Raw genomic sequence first — 15,840 nt, 5'->3', positions numbered from 1 at the left:
GGGCCATCATTAAAGGATAAATAAAGTGTTAAATACACTTAGGGATATTACACAGGCCGTTGCCGCTGCTAACACATTAACAGCGGCATTATCGCTATTGGTTGTGCAAACTAAGCATGCTATGGCCACTCAGTGTTGTTCTATTTATCTTCTTGAGCACCAGCAGCTGGTGCTTTCTGCTACAGAAGGACTACATCAATCTGCTGTTGGCCATGTTCGAATGCCATTAACAGAAGGGTTAGTTGGATTAGCTGCTGAACGCGAAGAAGCGGTTAATTTAGCTGATGCAAGAATTCACCCGCGCTTTAAATTATTCCCTGAGGTTGAAGAAGAAGAGTATCGCGCTTTTCTTGCTGTACCGATCATTTATCAAAAAATGGTGGTAGGTGTTATTGTGGTTCAGCAACCTAATCCTCGCCAGTTTAGTGAGGGTGAAGAAGCCTTTTTAATGACATTAGCGGCGCAATTAGCCGTGGTGATCCGCAGTTTAAAAAATAAAGCTGCTATTACTAATGTGCAGGACCAAGTGGTCTTTAATGGCACCACAGCATCAAGTGGCATTGCAATCGCTAAGGGATTGGTACTCGGGGGGCTTATTTCTCTAGAACAAGCTGATTTAGCATGTGAAAGCATAGAGCATGAAACCACTCGGGTTAAATTAGCCATTAGTCGCAGCAAAGATATGTTAAGTGCTATTTCACAGCGATTTGAACGTGATAAAGCAGAAGATGTGGCCTCTATTTTTTCCGCTTTTAAACTGTTGCTCGATGACAGTAGTCTTGGGGGGGAATATGTTCGAGAAGTTGCCGCTGGTTGGCGAGCTGAATCTGCAGTAAGTCGAGTATCTATCCGATATATTGATCAATTCTTGGCAATGGATGATCCCTACCTTAAAGAGCGAGCTAGTGATATTCGCGAGCTCGGTCAAAAGGTACTGCGTCAGTTAATTGAGCCCGATAGGTTAGAGTTTGAACCTGAAACGCCGGTCATTCTGGTTGCTAAAGAAGTCGATGCGACTATGTTGGCAGAATTTCCACGCCATAAGTTAGCCGGTATTGTGACTAAACTGGGTGGTGTTAATGCCCACGCAGCAATTCTTGCAAGAGCTCTAGGTGTGCCTGCATTGGTTGGTGTTGAGCAGGTATTAGAGACCAATATAGATAATAAGCTATTGGTCCTAAACGCCAACCGAGGCCAGTTACTGGTGTCGCCATCACCCGCAGTGGTGGCCGAATATCAAGCACTTATAAGAGTCGATGCTGAAAAACAAAAACGCTTCTCTGCCGAGCTGTCTTTGCCTGCAAACACACTTGATGGCAAACGTATTCATTTATATTTGAATGCGGGTCTATTGAGTGGGATTGAGTCTGATATTGCTGATGGAGCCGATGGCATAGGCTTATACCGCACCGAAATTCCCTTTATGTTGCATCAACGATTCCCTAGTGAAGCAGAGCAGATTAAAGTCTATCAAAGGGTATTAAATGCAGCGGGTGATCGTCCTGTTGTCATGCGTACACTTGATGTTGGTGGAGATAAACCCTTACCGTATTTCCCCATTAAAGAAGACAATCCCTTTTTAGGCTGGCGAGGAATTAGACTGTCGCTTGATCATCCTGAGTTGTTTTTAATGCAATTAAGAGCGATGTTACAAGCGGGCGGTAAAGGTAAACAGTTACAAATTCTATTGCCTATGGTCAGTAACCTAGATGAAATAGATCAAACTATAGAATATCTTGATCAGGCATATAATGAGTTGAATATTGAATTGAATAGTATGCTGACTCGACCAAAAATTGGTGTGATGCTTGAGGTTCCTGCTTTGCTGTATCAGTTAGATGATGTGGCTAAGCGAGTTGATTTTGTCTCTGTAGGTAGTAATGATTTAACTCAATACTTGTTGGCTGTAGATCGTAATAATCCTAATGTAAGTTCACTGTTTGATAGCTATCATCCCAGTATTTTAAGGGCGCTAAAGCGCGCATTGGATGAGTGCCTACAGCATGATTTAGATGTCAGTGTTTGTGGTGAGCTTGCAGGTGAACCCTATGGTGCGCTTTTATTAGTGGCTATGGGATACACCAAGCTCAGTATGAACCAGGCGAGTTTAGCGCGAATCAATTATCTTCTTCGACGAGTATCACACTCCCAATTAAACCAAGTACTGACAATTTGTTTATCTGTTTCTAATGCCACCCAAGTGAAACAAGTGCTGTTTGAATTTACTCAACAACATCAGTTAGAAGATATTTTACACTAGTTTATATTTATCAATGTTAAGGGAATACCTTGGAAAATTTGTTACTGGTTTTTTCAATATGTCTTGGATTAGGGGCAATTGTAGGTTTTTTGGCTGGATTATTAGGTATTGGCGGTGGGCTGATTATCGTGCCCGCATTATTGTATATTCTGCCTTGGGTAGGCATTAACTCTTCTTTATTAACTCATGTCGCTATTGCAACGTCATTGAGCACCATTATTTTAACCTCTTTATCTTCAGCAACCGCGCACCATAAACGAGGTAACATTCCTTGGGCGTTATTTAAACCAATATTCCCTGGTATTGTTCTAGGGGCATTGTCAGCGGGTTTTGTGTCAGAAATGATCCCATCGGATCAGCTACAGCAAGCTTTTGCGATTTTTGTGGTATTGATGGCCATTCAAATGGCATTTCCCTTTAAGTCAAAAGGCGAAGGTAAGCTACCTCCTTCATGGGTGTTGTTTATTGTGTCTATTTTAATCGCATTAGTCGCAGGTATGATGGGAATTGGTGGCGGGGTATTATTAGTTCCCTTTTTAACCGTTTGTGGTTTACAAATGAAACAAGCAGTAGGTTTCTCTTCGGCAACCGGTTTTTTAATTGCTATCGCTGGAACGACGGGATATGTCATTGCAGGGTTTGATGCGCCTGATTTGCCCTCTGGCACCTTGGGTTATATTTATCTTCCGGCGTTATTCGGTATCATTATTAGTTCAATGATTTGTGCCCCTTTAGGTGTCAAAGCTGCGAGCACCTTACCTACGCCAATACTAAAAAAGGCCTTTGCAGGCCTTTTGTTGGTAGTCGGTTTGAAATTGATTTTTAGCTAATGAGACTAGTCCACAGGTATTCATATATTAATCAAAGGGAATTTTATACTTTCAATTAACTGCGATGTAATTAGCCGTTTGTTTAACACGACTTTGCTACCGTCGTTATGTTGATTTGAGCGGACGAAATGTATGCAAGAGGTTTTGTTAAATATAGCGATAATATTATCACTAGTAGGGCAGTTTTGTATCTCTAGCTTCGCTTTGTCTAATAAAATGCTTAAATCTTCACAACTGACGATATCTTCCTAAATAGCAATGTCTACTGCAATGGACATGTCAGGCCCATAACCATCTACCTCTTTTCAAAAAATTACCGGTTACAACATTAGAAGTGCCACTATTAAAGCTGAAGCCGTCAAGTTAGTTAATCATCAAGAGTTAATGGCTATCATCATGAAACAACATACTAAAATGATGCCGCAGCCACCTTCTAATAATAGGACGCTCAAATGCGCTCTATTATTTTAATGTTCAAACCTTGCTTGACCTGTGTGTAACACATAGGTTTATAGTCAAGTTAGTCTAATGTTTAATGCTAGCTTTGGGAGGCAATATGAAAGTGAATCAACTTGCTAATGAATTAAGTATCACCGCCGACACAGTGCGCTTTTACACACGTATTGGACTGCTTAATCCCAATAAATCGCCCGTTAATGGTTATAAAATTTATAACGGTGAGGATAAGTCGCGTATGCAATTTATCTTAAGCGCTCGTAAGCTTGATTTTTCAGTCGATGAAATTAAAGTGATTTTTTTTAAGACCGACCACGGTGAAAGTGCCTGTCATCTTGTGCGGGCATTAGTGAAACAAAAGCTGGATGAAACACAGCAGCAATTTAATGAAATGGTCAAACTAAGAGCAAGGCTTTCACAAGCCGTTGAGCAATGGTCAACCATGGCAGATAACTTGCCGACAGGAAACATGGTTTGTAACTTGATTGAAGGTACAAATCAAACTGACAGCCCTAAATCAAGCGTTGCTCAACATGATAATATCCAATTGATGTTAAGGGAGATTAAGTAATGGAGAACACAACACACTCAACTATGCAGCTCAATATTCTCGGAGCAGGCTGCGCGAGTTGTGTGGGCAAAATTGAAAAAGCGATTAACAGCGTGCAAGGCGTTGATTCGGCCGAGATGAACTTTGCCGACAGAACGGTACTGGTTAAGGGTAAAGCTGCTGCCGAGTTGATTATAAAAGCGGTAGAAAGTGCCGGTTATAACGCCACTCAAATCCAAGCTGAGTCGGCAGAAGATGCCATGAACGAAAAAGAGCAGGCTGATTTACAGCATTATAAAAGTCTATTACGCCATACCATTATCGCCTTATCAGTCGGTATTCCGTTGATGGTTTATGGACTTTTTATTGGCGAAATGACGGTATCAAGCCTATCAGAGCAAGTGGTGTGGGGGCTGGTTGGTGTAGTTACTCTTGCCATTATGCTGATATCAGGTAGGCATTTTTATATTGGTGCTTGGAAATCTTTTTTAAATCATAACGCCAATATGGATACCCTCATCGCCTTAGGAACTGGAACGGCTTGGATATATTCGATGTTAATTGTGGCATTTCCGCAGTGGTTTCCAGAGATGGCAAGGCATGTTTACTTTGAAGCGACTGCCATGATTATTGGGTTAATTAATCTTGGTTTAGCACTAGAAGTGAAAGCGCGCGGTAAGACCTCTGAAGCCATTAAGCGTCTTATTGGCCTGCAAGCTAAAACGGCTCGAGTTATCCGTGATGGAAAAGATGTCGACATCGATATTGCTCATGTATTACTTAACGATCACGTAAGAGTTCGTCCTGGCGAAAAAATCCCAGTCGATGGGGTCGTTATTGAAGGTAAAAGTACCATTGATGAGTCAATGTTGACCGGTGAGCCAATGCCGGTTGAAAAAGCTGTTGATGACAACGTTGTAACCGGTACTTTGAATAAGTCTGGATCAATCATATTTAAAGCTACTCGTGTTGGTAAAGATACCGCACTGGCGCGCATTATTAGTATGGTCAAACGGGCGCAAAACTCTAAGCCGCCGATCGGTCGTTTAGCTGATGTCATAGCCGCTTACTTTGTGCCAGCCATTATGATCATCGCTATTGTCAGTGCCATGGTGTGGTTTAACTTTGGTCCAGAACCATCGAGCGTATTTGCCATCGTGTCTGCAACAACAGTATTAATTATCGCTTGCCCTTGTGCGCTAGGACTGGCCACACCAATGTCGGTCATGGTCGGTGTGGGTAAGGCGGCTGAGACGGGTGTGCTAATTCGTAACGGTGAAGCATTGCAAACTGCGTCTAAAATCACCGCCATGATTTTAGATAAAACCGGCACCATTACCGAAGGTAAACCGCAAGTTACCGATATTATTTTGGTTAATGCCGACAGTGAAGAGCAGGTCCTTTCTTTATCTGCTGGGATTGAAAGTCACTCAGAACACCCATTAGCCCAAGCCATTGTTGAAAGCGCGCGTGCTAGAGGTATTGATGCGATCAATACTGATCACTTTACTGCCATTTCTGGCAAAGGTGTAGAGGCGCAGGTTGATGGACAAACATTATTGTTTGGTAATCTCAAATTAATGCAAGACAAACACATTGATATTGGTCTCCATGAAGCTAAAGCCCAGGTATTGGCGGAAGAGGCTAAAACACCGATGTATTTGGCACTTGCAGGGCAGTTGTTGGCCATTATTGCAGTATCAGATCCGATAAAGTCTGATTCAATCGAAGCGATTGCGAGACTCAAAGACAGTGGCATCAAAGTGATTATGTTAACCGGAGATAATAGCGCGACCGCAGCCGCTGTGGCTAAAAAAGTCGGTATTGATGACTTTTTCGCCGAAGTTATGCCAGAAGATAAAGCCAAAAAAGTCGCTGAACTTCAGCAACAAAATGAAGTGGTTGGTATGACCGGTGATGGCATTAATGACGCTCCAGCGTTAGCCTTAGCGGATGTCGGCTTTGCTATTGGTACGGGCACAGATGTTGCGATAGAAAGCGCTGATATTACCTTAATGCGCGGCTCGCTTCATGGTTTAGCCGATGCGATAGCCATTAGTAAAGCAACGCTGCGCAACATTAAACAAAACTTGTTTGGCGCATTTATTTATAACGTCGCGGGTATTCCTCTCGCGGCAGGTGTGCTTTATCCAGTGTTTGGTATTTTGCTAAACCCAGTGATTGCCGGCGCGGCGATGGCCTTTTCATCACTGACAGTCGTGAGTAACGCTAACCGCTTACGTTTGTTTAAAGCTAAAGAACACTAGGAGACTCAAGATGTTAATCAATTTACTGTGTATCGCATTAATCGGTTTTATTATTTGGTGGTTTTGGTTATATAAACCATCAAATGAAACTAAGGTTGACGCTAGCACATCGATACTGGTTAAAGACGGAGTGTATACGCCAGCACGAATTAAGATAGCGGCTAATACACCTACAGAAATAACCTTTTTACGCCAAGATAAATCCGGATGTTCAGCCACCGTCTTGCTACCCGACTTAGAGATTAGCCAGGATTTAGCGCTGGATAAACCCACGACGATAGCGTTACCAGCACTGGAAAAGGGCGAATATCTATTTCATTGTCAGATGCAAATGTATAAAGGCATGTTGATTGTTGAGTAAGTATTATGAGAGTTAAACCATGAGAGCGGACAAAGCCCATATAAGAAAAAGAGGATAGTCGTGATATATCAGGAAAGTGTCGTATTAAGCCAAAGCCTTAAGCAATATACGCGATGAAAAATACAAACTGGTGATACTTCACATCAATCTACTTTAAAGTTAATAATTGAAATCGATAGCTATTCTGGGGATGACTTTTCAGGATTAATATACTTTAAAATCATCATAGTAAAAATACACTCAGTCAATTTTCCATTCAACTGCTACAGCCCCATTACAATGACAACTTTTTCAGTTGAAAGCTGTTATCGTAACGAGGAGCTTTATTCACAGTCCTAAGTTGAATCTACTGATTTACGACTTAATTACACCGCAAATGGGTATTGAATAGCATCGTGATGCTCATACCCTTCTACCTTAAAATCCTCTAAGGTTACCCAGGTTTCAATGTCTTTGAGGCTTTTTATGTCTGGGTTAATAATCAATTTGGGCACAGCTAAAGGTTCACGCTTCAGTTGGATATCGCGCATAGGGGTTAATTGGTCTTCATAAATATGAGCATTAACAATTTTATGGTAAGCCTTACCGGGTTTTTTACCGGTTATTTGCGCCATTAATGCCAATAATACATAGACCTGAACCATATTGAAGTTTAAGCCAAGCGGCACATCACAGCTACGTTGAGTACTGTTTAAATACAGGGTGTCACCCAATAATGAAAAATGATGTTCGTACATACAAGGGCGTAAGCAGCCTAGATCAAATGCGCCAGGATGCAGGAAAGTTAATATTTCGCCTCGATTATCAATACCTTTAGAAAGATCATCGACAATACCTTGCAATAAATCAACATGGCCGCCATTTGGTTTAGGGAATGCTCTGCCTAAAGCACCATAAATTAACCCTAAGTCATCTTCGCCTTTACGATTAGGGTTGTTAAGCCATGCTTCATTTAAGTTTGCATTAGCGTCCCAGGTTTTTGTGCCCAGCGCGCGAAAGTCAGCGGCATTTTGATAACCGCGCATATAGCCGATAATTTCAGCTATGGCCGACTTCCAAAAACTTTTCCGAGTGGTAACAAGCGGGAATTGATTATTGGCAACATCATAACTCAGGTCGGCATTAATAACGGTTAAACAGCGTTTGTTGGTTCTTTCATTATTAACCCAAGTGCCTTCGTCTACGATACGTTGGCAAAGATCCAAATATTGTCTCATGATATCCCTGATTTTTTAATGTGCTATAGGTTTAGATTATACCTATGAGTTGTTTGAGCATAAATAACTTAATGCAGTTAATTGGAACGGTTGAAATATGCACAGTAATTCAGGCAAGATAAAGCGATTGAACTTTATTAATAAGTAAATCATAAAGCTAGTGGTGCTAATAAGAATAAACAGGCTATTGTAGTGTTTAAGACCCATTAATGCGGCTTAATATAAAAATTATGATGTATTATTAAGCCAACTCGGTTTTTTCGAGGTATTAGCTCGAAACATTCGATTATATTTATGTTATTCATTTAGTATAGACTCAAAGCATCGATTTTTAGGAGTTACATATGGAAAGAGCACTTAAAAACTTCTTGAGCCAAGAGTCAGCAGGAGGGATTATTCTGATGATCTCCGTTGCCTTGGCCATGATTTTAGCAAATTCACCACTGTCGGGTTTTTATGAAGGCTTCTTAAATACAGGCGTTCAGGTTCGTGTCGGTTCACTAGATATTAATAAGCCATTATTATTATGGATTAATGATGGCTTGATGGCATTGTTCTTTTTGTTAATCGGCTTAGAAGTTAAACGTGAATTACTGGAAGGCGCGTTATCGACTGTTGCTAAAGCGTCTTTACCCACCTTTGGTGCTATCGGGGGGATGGTATTTCCGGCATTATTTTATCTGATGTTTAACTATTCAGATCCTGCTACTCAAGTCGGCTGGGCTATTCCAGCAGCAACTGACATTGCTTTCGCTTTAGGTATTATGGCCCTATTAGGTAGCCGAGTACCTGTTTCGCTTAAAGTTTTTCTATTGGCTTTGGCGATTATTGATGACCTTGGTGTTATCGTTATTATTGCATTATTTTACAGTACAGACTTGTCGATGCTGAGCTTGATCATTGCCGCTATCGCAATTGTGTTGATGATTGTGCTTAATCGTAAAGGGGTCACCTCATTAGCGCCTTATGGATTGCTTGGTTTTATATTATGGGTTGCGGTCCTAAAATCGGGAGTACATGCGACGCTTGCCGGGGTAATTATTGCATTCTGTATTCCATTAAGGGCTAAAGATGGTACTTCACCCTCTGAGCATTTAGAACATGGCCTACATCCTTGGAGCACATTCCTAATTCTGCCCGTATTTGCTTTTGCTAATGCTGGATTATCGCTTGCTAATATGACGCTAGGCTCATTTGCTGAACCAATAACGATTGGTATTATTTTAGGTCTAGTATTGGGTAAGCCAATTGGTGTGCTATTGTTTAGTTATTTAGCCGTGAAGCTAAAGTGGGCTGAATTGCCACCAGGGATAGGCTGGAGACAAATCGCGCCTGTTGCTGCAATGTGTGGTGTTGGTTTTACTATGTCAGTCTTTATTGCTTCACTTGCCTTTGAAAACTCTCCAACAGCATTTGGTGATTTTGCAAGACTTGGTATTTTAACCGGATCTTTACTTGCAGCATTAATCGGCTATTTCTGGTTGGACAAAGTGTTACCTAAGAAAGGAGCAAAATAATGAAATTACTATCCGTTATCGCTTTTACAGTCACTATGGGAGTGTTTACCACCCCAGCTTTTGCTAATTCATTTGATGTCTGTTTAACCGACTCTGAAAGTCCAAGCTGTAACAGTTATCTTGAAGGTGTGGTTGATGGTGCTTTGATGTACCGTAAAAATGTGCCTGCAAAGAAGGTTAATGCTGACGGGGGTTATGAGTCGCGTGCACTTAAATACCGTGCTGGCAAACGTTATCAAAAAGCAAACGCAAAATACTGTGTCAGCCATATTCCTGATAGTTCAGATATTGTTGATGCATTAACTGAGCAAGTTTCTATGGGTAACGTTAGCAACAGTGATGATCTTGAAACTGTGATTAATTCACTGATGGATTGTCGTAGTCAATAACGACTTCACTTTTACTGTGCTCCTATATAGAAAATCGCTCACTTATGTGGGCGATTTTTGTTTCACAGGAACTGACTCAGTGACTGTCACATTAAGTGAAATTAAACTGTTTGTAATGTTGAGGGTGTTTATACCTTCATTGAAAAAGATGTATTTTTTAAAAGGCTGACTCTATGCAACATCTTAATTATAATCATCTTTACTATTTTTGGATGGTTAAACGAAAAGGTTCAGTTGTTAAAGCTGCTGAAGCATTGTGTTTAGCGCCTCAAACTATCACTGGCCAAATGCGTTTACTAGAGGGAAGGTTGAAGGGCGCACTGTTTAAGCGAGTTGGGCGCAATTTAGAGGCTACTGAACTCGGTGAAGTCGTTTATCGTTATGCCGATAAAATGTTTAATTTAAGTAATGAAATGCTTGATTTGCTTAACTATCAAAAAGACTCCTCTGTACTATTTGAAGTCGGAATTGCTGATGCTTTGTCCAAAGCGCTGGTGAGCAGGGTGCTATTAACTGTTATTCCACATGATGGTTCGATACATCTTGCGTGTTATGAGTCTACCCATGAAAGCCTTATCGCTAGATTACGTGAACATCAGCTAGATATGATACTGTCAGATTGTGCTGGTGGGGCATTGAAGTACACTGATATTTTATCTAAAAAATTAGGTGAATGTGGGGTAAGCTTTTTTTGTGCTCATCCTATTGATGCTGAATTCCCTGCGTGTTTAGAGCAGGAAAAGTTGCTAATTCCTGGGATCCGAACATCACTTGGGCAGCAGTTACATCGCTGGTTTGCTGAAAAAAACCTTAATGTCAGTATTTTAGGCGAGTTTGATGATGCAGCTATGATGAAAGCATTTGGATATTTTAAACGAGGTATTTTTGTCGCCCCGTCTATTTATCGTCATGATATACTTTCGCAAGGAATGGTTTTGTTAGGCGAAACCACCGATATTAAAGAAGAATATCATGTCATGTTTGCTGAACGGATGATCCAACATCCGGCAGTGAAAAGCTTGCTTGAAACTGATTTTACCGATTTATTTTTAGGATTGGATCAGCAAGTACAAGATTTTGATAATCGCATAGGATTAGTGGACTAACCTCAATGAGGTTAACCTAAATTTTCGCAGGAGTATTGCGTTGGAATTAATGAATATTGCCAGAGTCCGCTGGGCTTGTCGCCGCGGAATGTTAGAGCTTGATGTATTGCTTCAGCCGTTTGTTGAGGCACAATATCAAGATATGTCCGATGAAGATAAGCAAACTTTTATTCGTCTGCTAGAGTGCGAGGATCCAGAATTATTTGCCTGGTTTATGGGGCATGAGCAATGTCCAGATACTTTGCTTGCAGCCATGGTCGTAAAAGTTCGTGGACGTCCAGCACCGTAAACAAGCCTCAAATAGCACTCACACAAGCTTGTTTGTGTTGAGTGCGTCGTTTAATCAGTACTTATGCTACTGGATAATTTTTGCTGTTGTCATGACAAGCTTCATTGCCTGGCCACAAATGGACTCAATTTTATTTAATAGCTTTTTCTATATATTGATACTGCTTGTGCCTGTTATTTTTGCTTGGCAGCTATTGGTATTAAGAAAATGGCAGTGTCAGATAATAATTGATGGGGAATTAGGTGGGCGCTTAGTAAATGGTCAATCATTTACTTTTGGTAAAGCGGCGTTTATTTGCCCGTTATTTTGCTTACTTTATCTAGAGTTTGAAGACGAGTCGCGTCAAATATGCTGTGTTTGGGCAGACATGCTAGATGACTCTCAATACAGAACCTTGTGTCGCCTTGTCAATCAAAGTAGCCACGTATAGCAAGCCGTTTAACGGCTTGCTATACAGGTTTAGTCATCCACAGCGATTTAATCTATTAATTTGGCTGCAAAATAGTCGGTTGAGGATTATCAAGCAACTCAGGGTAATCAAGATTATAGTGAAGCCCGCGGCTTTCTTTACGCTCCATTGCGCAGCGAATAATCAGTTCCGCTACTTGTACAAGGTTACGTAATTCAAGTAAGTTATTACTGACTCTAAAGTTTGAATAATATTCTTGAATTTCTTGCTGTAACATCATGCAACGACGCATTGCGCGTTCTAAACGTTTATCGGTTCTGACAATGCCGACATAATCCCACATGAAAAGTCTAAGTTCATGCCAGTTATGGGCAATAACGACTTCTTCATCTGAGTTACTGACCTTACTTTCATCCCATACCGGTACATTTTCTGGCATTTTAATTTTTTGCAATTGGCTTTCAATATCCTGCGACGCTGCGCGGGCAAACACTAAGCACTCAAGTAATGAGTTACTAGCAAGTCGGTTAGCACCATGAAGTCCGGTGTATGCCACTTCACCTACCGCATATAAGCCGTTCAAATCTGTTTGACCATGTAAATCAGTCATTACGCCACCGCAGGTATAATGTGCTGCTGGTACAGCCGGAATCGCTGTTTTGGTAATATCGATACCTAATTCTAAGCAGCGTTGGTAAATAGTCGGAAAATGTTTAATGATAAAATCGGCCGGTTTATGGCTAATATCTAAATAGACACAATCTGAGCCCAAACGTTTCATTTCATAATCGATAGCGCGGGCAACAATGTCCCTAGGGGCCAACTCTGCCCGTTCATCAAATTCAGGCATAAAACGACTGCCATCAGGTCGACGAAGATAAGCACCTTCTCCTCTTAATGCTTCAGACAGTAAAAAGTTTTTAGCTTCTGCATGGTACAAACACGTTGGATGGAATTGATTAAACTCCATGTTAGCCACGCGGCAACCTGCGCGCCACGCCATAGCAATACCATCTCCACTGGCAATATCGGGATTAGACGTGTATTGATATACTTTTGAGCTGCCCCCTGTGGCAAGGGCAACAAACTTGGCTGTAATCGTTTCGACGTGTTCTCTGTCTCTGTTCCACACATAAGCGCCTAACACTCTGTTTCCAGGGCGATTGAGCTTACGAGAAGTAATTAAGTCGATCGCGTTGTAGCGTTCTAATACCCGAATGTTGGGGTGGTTTAATGCGCGTTCTTGCAGTGTTGTTTGCACCGCTTTGCCTGTGGCGTCAGCAGCATGCAAGATACGGCGATGGCTATGCCCACCTTCACGAGTTAAATGATAGGGTGCATCTTTTTGATTGCCTAACGTTTCTTCTTTATCAAAAGCAACGCCGCAATCTATTAACCATTGCATTGAAGCTTTAGCATTTTCAGCGGTAAATTTAACCACTGCTTCATCACATAATCCCGCACCGGCAATTAGGGTATCACTGACATGAGATTCAATTGTGTCATCTTCATCAAAAACCGATGCTATTCCACCTTGTGCATACAAGGTTGAACCTTCGGCTAAAGGACCTTTAGAAAGTAAAATAACTGACGATTTTTCTGCTAAATGGAGTGCTAAAGTAAGCCCTGCAGCACCGCTACCTATAACCAAAATGTCAGATTGGTATTCAACTGCTTGTGTCATCGGGTATCATGGGTCAAGAAATGGTTCAGTAATGGTAAATCAAAACACCATACTTGGGTACATTAAGCCGATATTTTGTTCATGCTAAAAACGTTTATTTAGCATTTATTAGGCATAGCGCCAGCAAAATGAATTTTTTTTTATGTTTTATCGAACTTTTATCAAAATGCTCTGTCTACTTATATGAACAGGATTCGAGCGACTGAATATCAGTTATACAGATTTAGGAGTAGTCGGCTCGGATGAGTGGACAATATAGTGATCAACAATTAGTTGAGCGTGTACAGCAAGGCGATAAAAACGCTTTTAACCTGTTGGTAATGAAATACCAGAACAAAGTGATGAGCCTGATCGGACGATATGTTCGAAATCAAGCGGATGTGCAGGATGTAACACAAGAGGCTTTTATTAAAGCTTATCGTGCACTTGCTAATTTTCGTGGTGATAGTGCTTTTTATACTTGGTTGTACCGAATAGCAGTCAATACGGCAAAAAATCATCTCACATCACAAGGTCGTAAAGCACCTGGAAGTGATGTTGATATCGAAGAAGCTGAATACTATGAAGGCAGTGATGCTTTAAAAGAATTTGCTTCGCCAGAGCGGTTATTAATGAAAGATCAAATGAGTAAAGTGATCTTTGATACCCTCGAGACATTGCCTGAAGAATTAAAGATAGCCATATCTTTACGTGAACTTGATGGTATGAGTTACGAAGATATTGCCAATATCATGGATTGCCCAGTCGGCACGGTAAGATCGCGGATATTTCGCGCCCGTGAAGCAATCGACAAACAGCTCCAGCCTCTACTGGAAAAGTAATAGCCTTTATTAAGATAGGTGACAAATGGTTAAATCAAGTCAAGAATGGGTATCTGCAGCGGTAGATGGTGAAGTTGATGATCAAACATTAGCTCAACTTGCATCTGATGTAGATTCTCATCAAGAATGGCAACGTTATCACATGATTGGTGATACGATGCGCGGTGAACTACCTGCGGCCATCGACTTAGATATTACAGCAAGCATTGCAGCAGCTATCGCACTAGAGCCAACGATAATGGCGCCCAAGGCGAAAATGTCTGAACAAGATGATGCTGTAATAACGGCAAGTCAACCTTCAAATGTTGTTTCGTTATTTAAACAGTTTGGTCAGTATGCAATAGCAGCCAGTGTGGCGCTTGTGGCCATTGTTGGTGTGCAGTCTTATGACCAAGATCCAGATTCACCCTTACCTGTGTTTAATACTCGTCCTTTAGTGGGCACCATGTCACCGGTAAGCTTGCAAACAGGTCCAGTGGTTAATAAACTAGGTTACACTAACGAGCAAGTGCTTGAGCAACGTCGAAGAGTTAACGCTTATATTCAAGACCACATGCTACAACAACGTTTAAATCCTAGTGTTGAAGCACAAAAAGCTAACACTGCTGATGTAAACCAATAACTTTTATTCTTCCTACAGCAATGGTTTAATAGGCCATTGCTGTTTTACCTTTTAGGAGTTAGCTTGCGCATTATCCTGCTAGCACTGTTAATACTTTCTCCCCTTAGCCATGGCGAAGAGTTATCTGCTAAAGAATGGCTCACCCACATGAGCCAAGCACTTAGCGAGAAACAATTCAAAGCCTCTATTATACAAGTTCAAGCTGATCATGTCCGTCCCCTTGTGTTTGTTCAAGGACTGGTAGGCGAACAACATATTTCGTATGTAGAGTACCTAAATGGTCCCCCTAAAAATGCCGTTAAAGTGGGCAATAAAGTGACCTTTTTAGAGCATGACCAGCCACCTTATAGTGTTACTGCTAATCTTATACAGGGGGTCTGGCCTGCATCACTTTCAGGCAATATTACTAAATTAGAACAGGGTTATCAGTTTGTTTTGGGAGGCCGAAGTCGTATAGCGGGCCGAGCAGGGCAAATGATCCGATTTATCGCCAAAGATGAGCATCGTTATGATGCACAGATTTGGGTGGATATGGAAACATACTTACCCTTGCGATATGACACATTAAATCGTGATAAACAGTTGCTTGAACAGACTATGGTTATTGAGCTTGTCGAATTTATTGAATCTCCAAGCATTCTAGTCGAGGCCAGCAAACATAAATGGCCAGAGGTTATTAATCAAGGCGATCGCAAAGATGCTCAGGATTGGCAGTTTACCTGGTTACCTGAAGGATTTAACATGGTTGTAAGTGATAACCATCGCCTAATTGGTATTCACGAGCCTGTTGAATATATTGCACTTTCTGATGGTTTGGCCAATATCTCAGTCTATGTTGCACGTACGACAGAAGGGCCGATGCCAGAAGAACTTGTCACCCGCAATGGTTTATCTATGGTGGTTGAAAAGGTGGGCAACGCTGAAGTGGTTGCGATTGGAAAAGTGCCCAGCACAACTTTAGAGCGCATTGCCAGAAGTTTAGCGCTAAAATAAGCGATCAAGCCTTATTAATAGATATCAATGATTATGCCGGATGTTTCAAAGTCTCAACCGAAATCGCCT

Annotated in this window: 15 protein-coding genes; 13 read left to right on the top strand and 2 right to left on the bottom strand. The window is 41.3% G+C overall.

The genetic code is table 11. From position 1 onward, the window contains the following. Window positions 1–25 precede the first annotated feature (25 nt). The 5 genes from ptsP (at window position 26) to ACRWQM_RS13195 (ending at window position 6,724) form a co-directional block, all read left to right on the top strand. A complete protein-coding gene (ptsP, locus tag ACRWQM_RS13215; protein ID WP_434930284.1) occupies window positions 26–2,260 on the top strand; it encodes a phosphoenolpyruvate--protein phosphotransferase in 2,235 nt (744 codons plus the stop codon). Window positions 2,261–2,289: 29 nt separating this feature from the next. After that, complete coding sequence (locus ACRWQM_RS13210) at window positions 2,290–3,090, top strand: sulfite exporter TauE/SafE family protein (protein WP_434930283.1); 801 nt, start codon at window positions 2,290–2,292, stop codon at window positions 3,088–3,090. 556 nt (window positions 3,091–3,646) lie between these two features. Continuing rightward, window positions 3,647–4,117, top strand: coding sequence for a MerR family transcriptional regulator (locus ACRWQM_RS13205; protein ID WP_434930282.1), 471 nt, complete (start codon window positions 3,647–3,649; stop codon window positions 4,115–4,117). Beyond that, window positions 4,117–6,363, top strand: a complete 2,247-nt coding sequence (locus ACRWQM_RS13200; protein ID WP_434930281.1) for a heavy metal translocating P-type ATPase — start codon at window positions 4,117–4,119, stop codon at window positions 6,361–6,363. Before ACRWQM_RS13205 ends, ACRWQM_RS13200 begins: the two co-directional genes overlap by 1 nt. 10 nt (window positions 6,364–6,373) lie before the next feature. Beyond that, window positions 6,374–6,724 (top strand): cupredoxin domain-containing protein, encoded by a 351-nt coding sequence (locus ACRWQM_RS13195; RefSeq protein ID WP_434930280.1) that lies wholly within the window; start codon window positions 6,374–6,376, stop codon window positions 6,722–6,724. Between the two features lie 365 nt (window positions 6,725–7,089). Here the strand turns inward: ACRWQM_RS13195 and ACRWQM_RS13190 are convergent, their stop codons facing one another. Further along, window positions 7,090–7,941 (bottom strand): thymidylate synthase, encoded by an 852-nt coding sequence (locus ACRWQM_RS13190; RefSeq protein ID WP_434930279.1) that lies wholly within the window; start codon window positions 7,939–7,941, stop codon window positions 7,090–7,092. A gap of 344 nt (window positions 7,942–8,285) precedes the next feature. Here ACRWQM_RS13190 and nhaA point away from each other — a divergent pair, with 344 nt between their 5' ends. The 5 genes from nhaA (at window position 8,286) to ACRWQM_RS13165 (ending at window position 11,672) form a co-directional block, all read left to right on the top strand. After that, window positions 8,286–9,458, top strand: coding sequence for a Na+/H+ antiporter NhaA (gene nhaA / locus ACRWQM_RS13185; RefSeq protein ID WP_434928558.1), 1,173 nt, complete (start codon window positions 8,286–8,288; stop codon window positions 9,456–9,458). Next, on the top strand, window positions 9,458–9,847 hold the full coding sequence (locus tag ACRWQM_RS13180) for a hypothetical protein (RefSeq protein ID WP_434928559.1): 390 nt from the start codon (window positions 9,458–9,460) through the stop codon (window positions 9,845–9,847). Before nhaA ends, ACRWQM_RS13180 begins: the two co-directional genes overlap by 1 nt. Before the next feature lie 173 nt (window positions 9,848–10,020). Next, entirely contained in the window at window positions 10,021–10,953 is a 933-nt protein-coding gene (nhaR, locus tag ACRWQM_RS13175; protein WP_434928560.1) for a transcriptional activator NhaR, read from the top strand. Between the two features lie 40 nt (window positions 10,954–10,993). Next, window positions 10,994–11,242: a succinate dehydrogenase assembly factor 2 gene (locus tag ACRWQM_RS13170; RefSeq protein ID WP_434928561.1), complete on the top strand. Its 249-nt coding sequence runs from the start codon at window positions 10,994–10,996 to the stop codon at window positions 11,240–11,242. Further along, entirely contained in the window at window positions 11,223–11,672 is a 450-nt protein-coding gene (locus ACRWQM_RS13165) for a protein YgfX (RefSeq protein ID WP_434930278.1), read from the top strand. Before ACRWQM_RS13170 ends, ACRWQM_RS13165 begins: the two co-directional genes overlap by 20 nt. 55 nt (window positions 11,673–11,727) lie before the next feature. On the opposite strand, the gene nadB is transcribed toward ACRWQM_RS13165, so the two are convergent. Next, complete coding sequence (gene nadB, locus ACRWQM_RS13160; protein WP_434928562.1) at window positions 11,728–13,335, bottom strand: L-aspartate oxidase; 1,608 nt, start codon at window positions 13,333–13,335, stop codon at window positions 11,728–11,730. 242 nt (window positions 13,336–13,577) lie between these two features. Here nadB and rpoE point away from each other — a divergent pair, with 242 nt between their 5' ends. The 3 genes from rpoE to ACRWQM_RS13145 all read left to right on the top strand — a co-directional run bounded on the left by rpoE (window position 13,578) and on the right by ACRWQM_RS13145 (window position 15,771). Next, on the top strand, window positions 13,578–14,156 hold the full coding sequence (gene rpoE, locus ACRWQM_RS13155; protein WP_434928563.1) for an RNA polymerase sigma factor RpoE: 579 nt from the start codon (window positions 13,578–13,580) through the stop codon (window positions 14,154–14,156). 25 nt (window positions 14,157–14,181) lie between these two features. Continuing rightward, complete coding sequence (locus tag ACRWQM_RS13150; protein WP_434930277.1) at window positions 14,182–14,778, top strand: sigma-E factor negative regulatory protein; 597 nt, start codon at window positions 14,182–14,184, stop codon at window positions 14,776–14,778. A 63-nt stretch (window positions 14,779–14,841) separates the two neighbouring features. Further along, window positions 14,842–15,771 (top strand): MucB/RseB C-terminal domain-containing protein, encoded by a 930-nt coding sequence (locus tag ACRWQM_RS13145; RefSeq protein ID WP_434930276.1) that lies wholly within the window; start codon window positions 14,842–14,844, stop codon window positions 15,769–15,771. Window positions 15,772–15,840 lie beyond the last annotated feature (69 nt).

It is taken from the genome of Shewanella sp. HL-SH5 (assembly GCF_051163755.1).
GTDB lineage: Bacteria > Pseudomonadota > Gammaproteobacteria > Enterobacterales > Shewanellaceae > Shewanella > Shewanella glacialimarina.
This window is presented reverse-complemented; position numbering and strand designations above follow the sequence as displayed.

Bases quoted from the DNA above. Each gene is read 5' to 3' on its own strand.
- ACRWQM_RS13205 (WP_434930282.1), top strand. From the start codon at position 3,647: ATGAAAGTGAATCAACTTGCTAATGAATTAAGTATCACCGCCGACACA.
- ACRWQM_RS13200 (WP_434930281.1), top strand. From the start codon at position 4,117: ATGGAGAACACAACACACTCAACTATGCAGCTCAATATTCTCGGAGCA.
- ACRWQM_RS13195 (WP_434930280.1), top strand. From the start codon at position 6,374: ATGTTAATCAATTTACTGTGTATCGCATTAATCGGTTTTATTATTTGG.
- ACRWQM_RS13190 (WP_434930279.1), bottom strand. From the start codon at position 7,941: ATGAGACAATATTTGGATCTTTGCCAACGTATCGTAGACGAAGGCACT.
- nhaA (WP_434928558.1), top strand. From the start codon at position 8,286: ATGGAAAGAGCACTTAAAAACTTCTTGAGCCAAGAGTCAGCAGGAGGG.
- ACRWQM_RS13180 (WP_434928559.1), top strand. From the start codon at position 9,458: ATGAAATTACTATCCGTTATCGCTTTTACAGTCACTATGGGAGTGTTT.
- nhaR (WP_434928560.1), top strand. From the start codon at position 10,021: ATGCAACATCTTAATTATAATCATCTTTACTATTTTTGGATGGTTAAA.
- nadB (WP_434928562.1), bottom strand. From the start codon at position 13,335: ATGACACAAGCAGTTGAATACCAATCTGACATTTTGGTTATAGGTAGC.
- rpoE (WP_434928563.1), top strand. From the start codon at position 13,578: ATGAGTGGACAATATAGTGATCAACAATTAGTTGAGCGTGTACAGCAA.
- ACRWQM_RS13150 (WP_434930277.1), top strand. From the start codon at position 14,182: ATGGTTAAATCAAGTCAAGAATGGGTATCTGCAGCGGTAGATGGTGAA.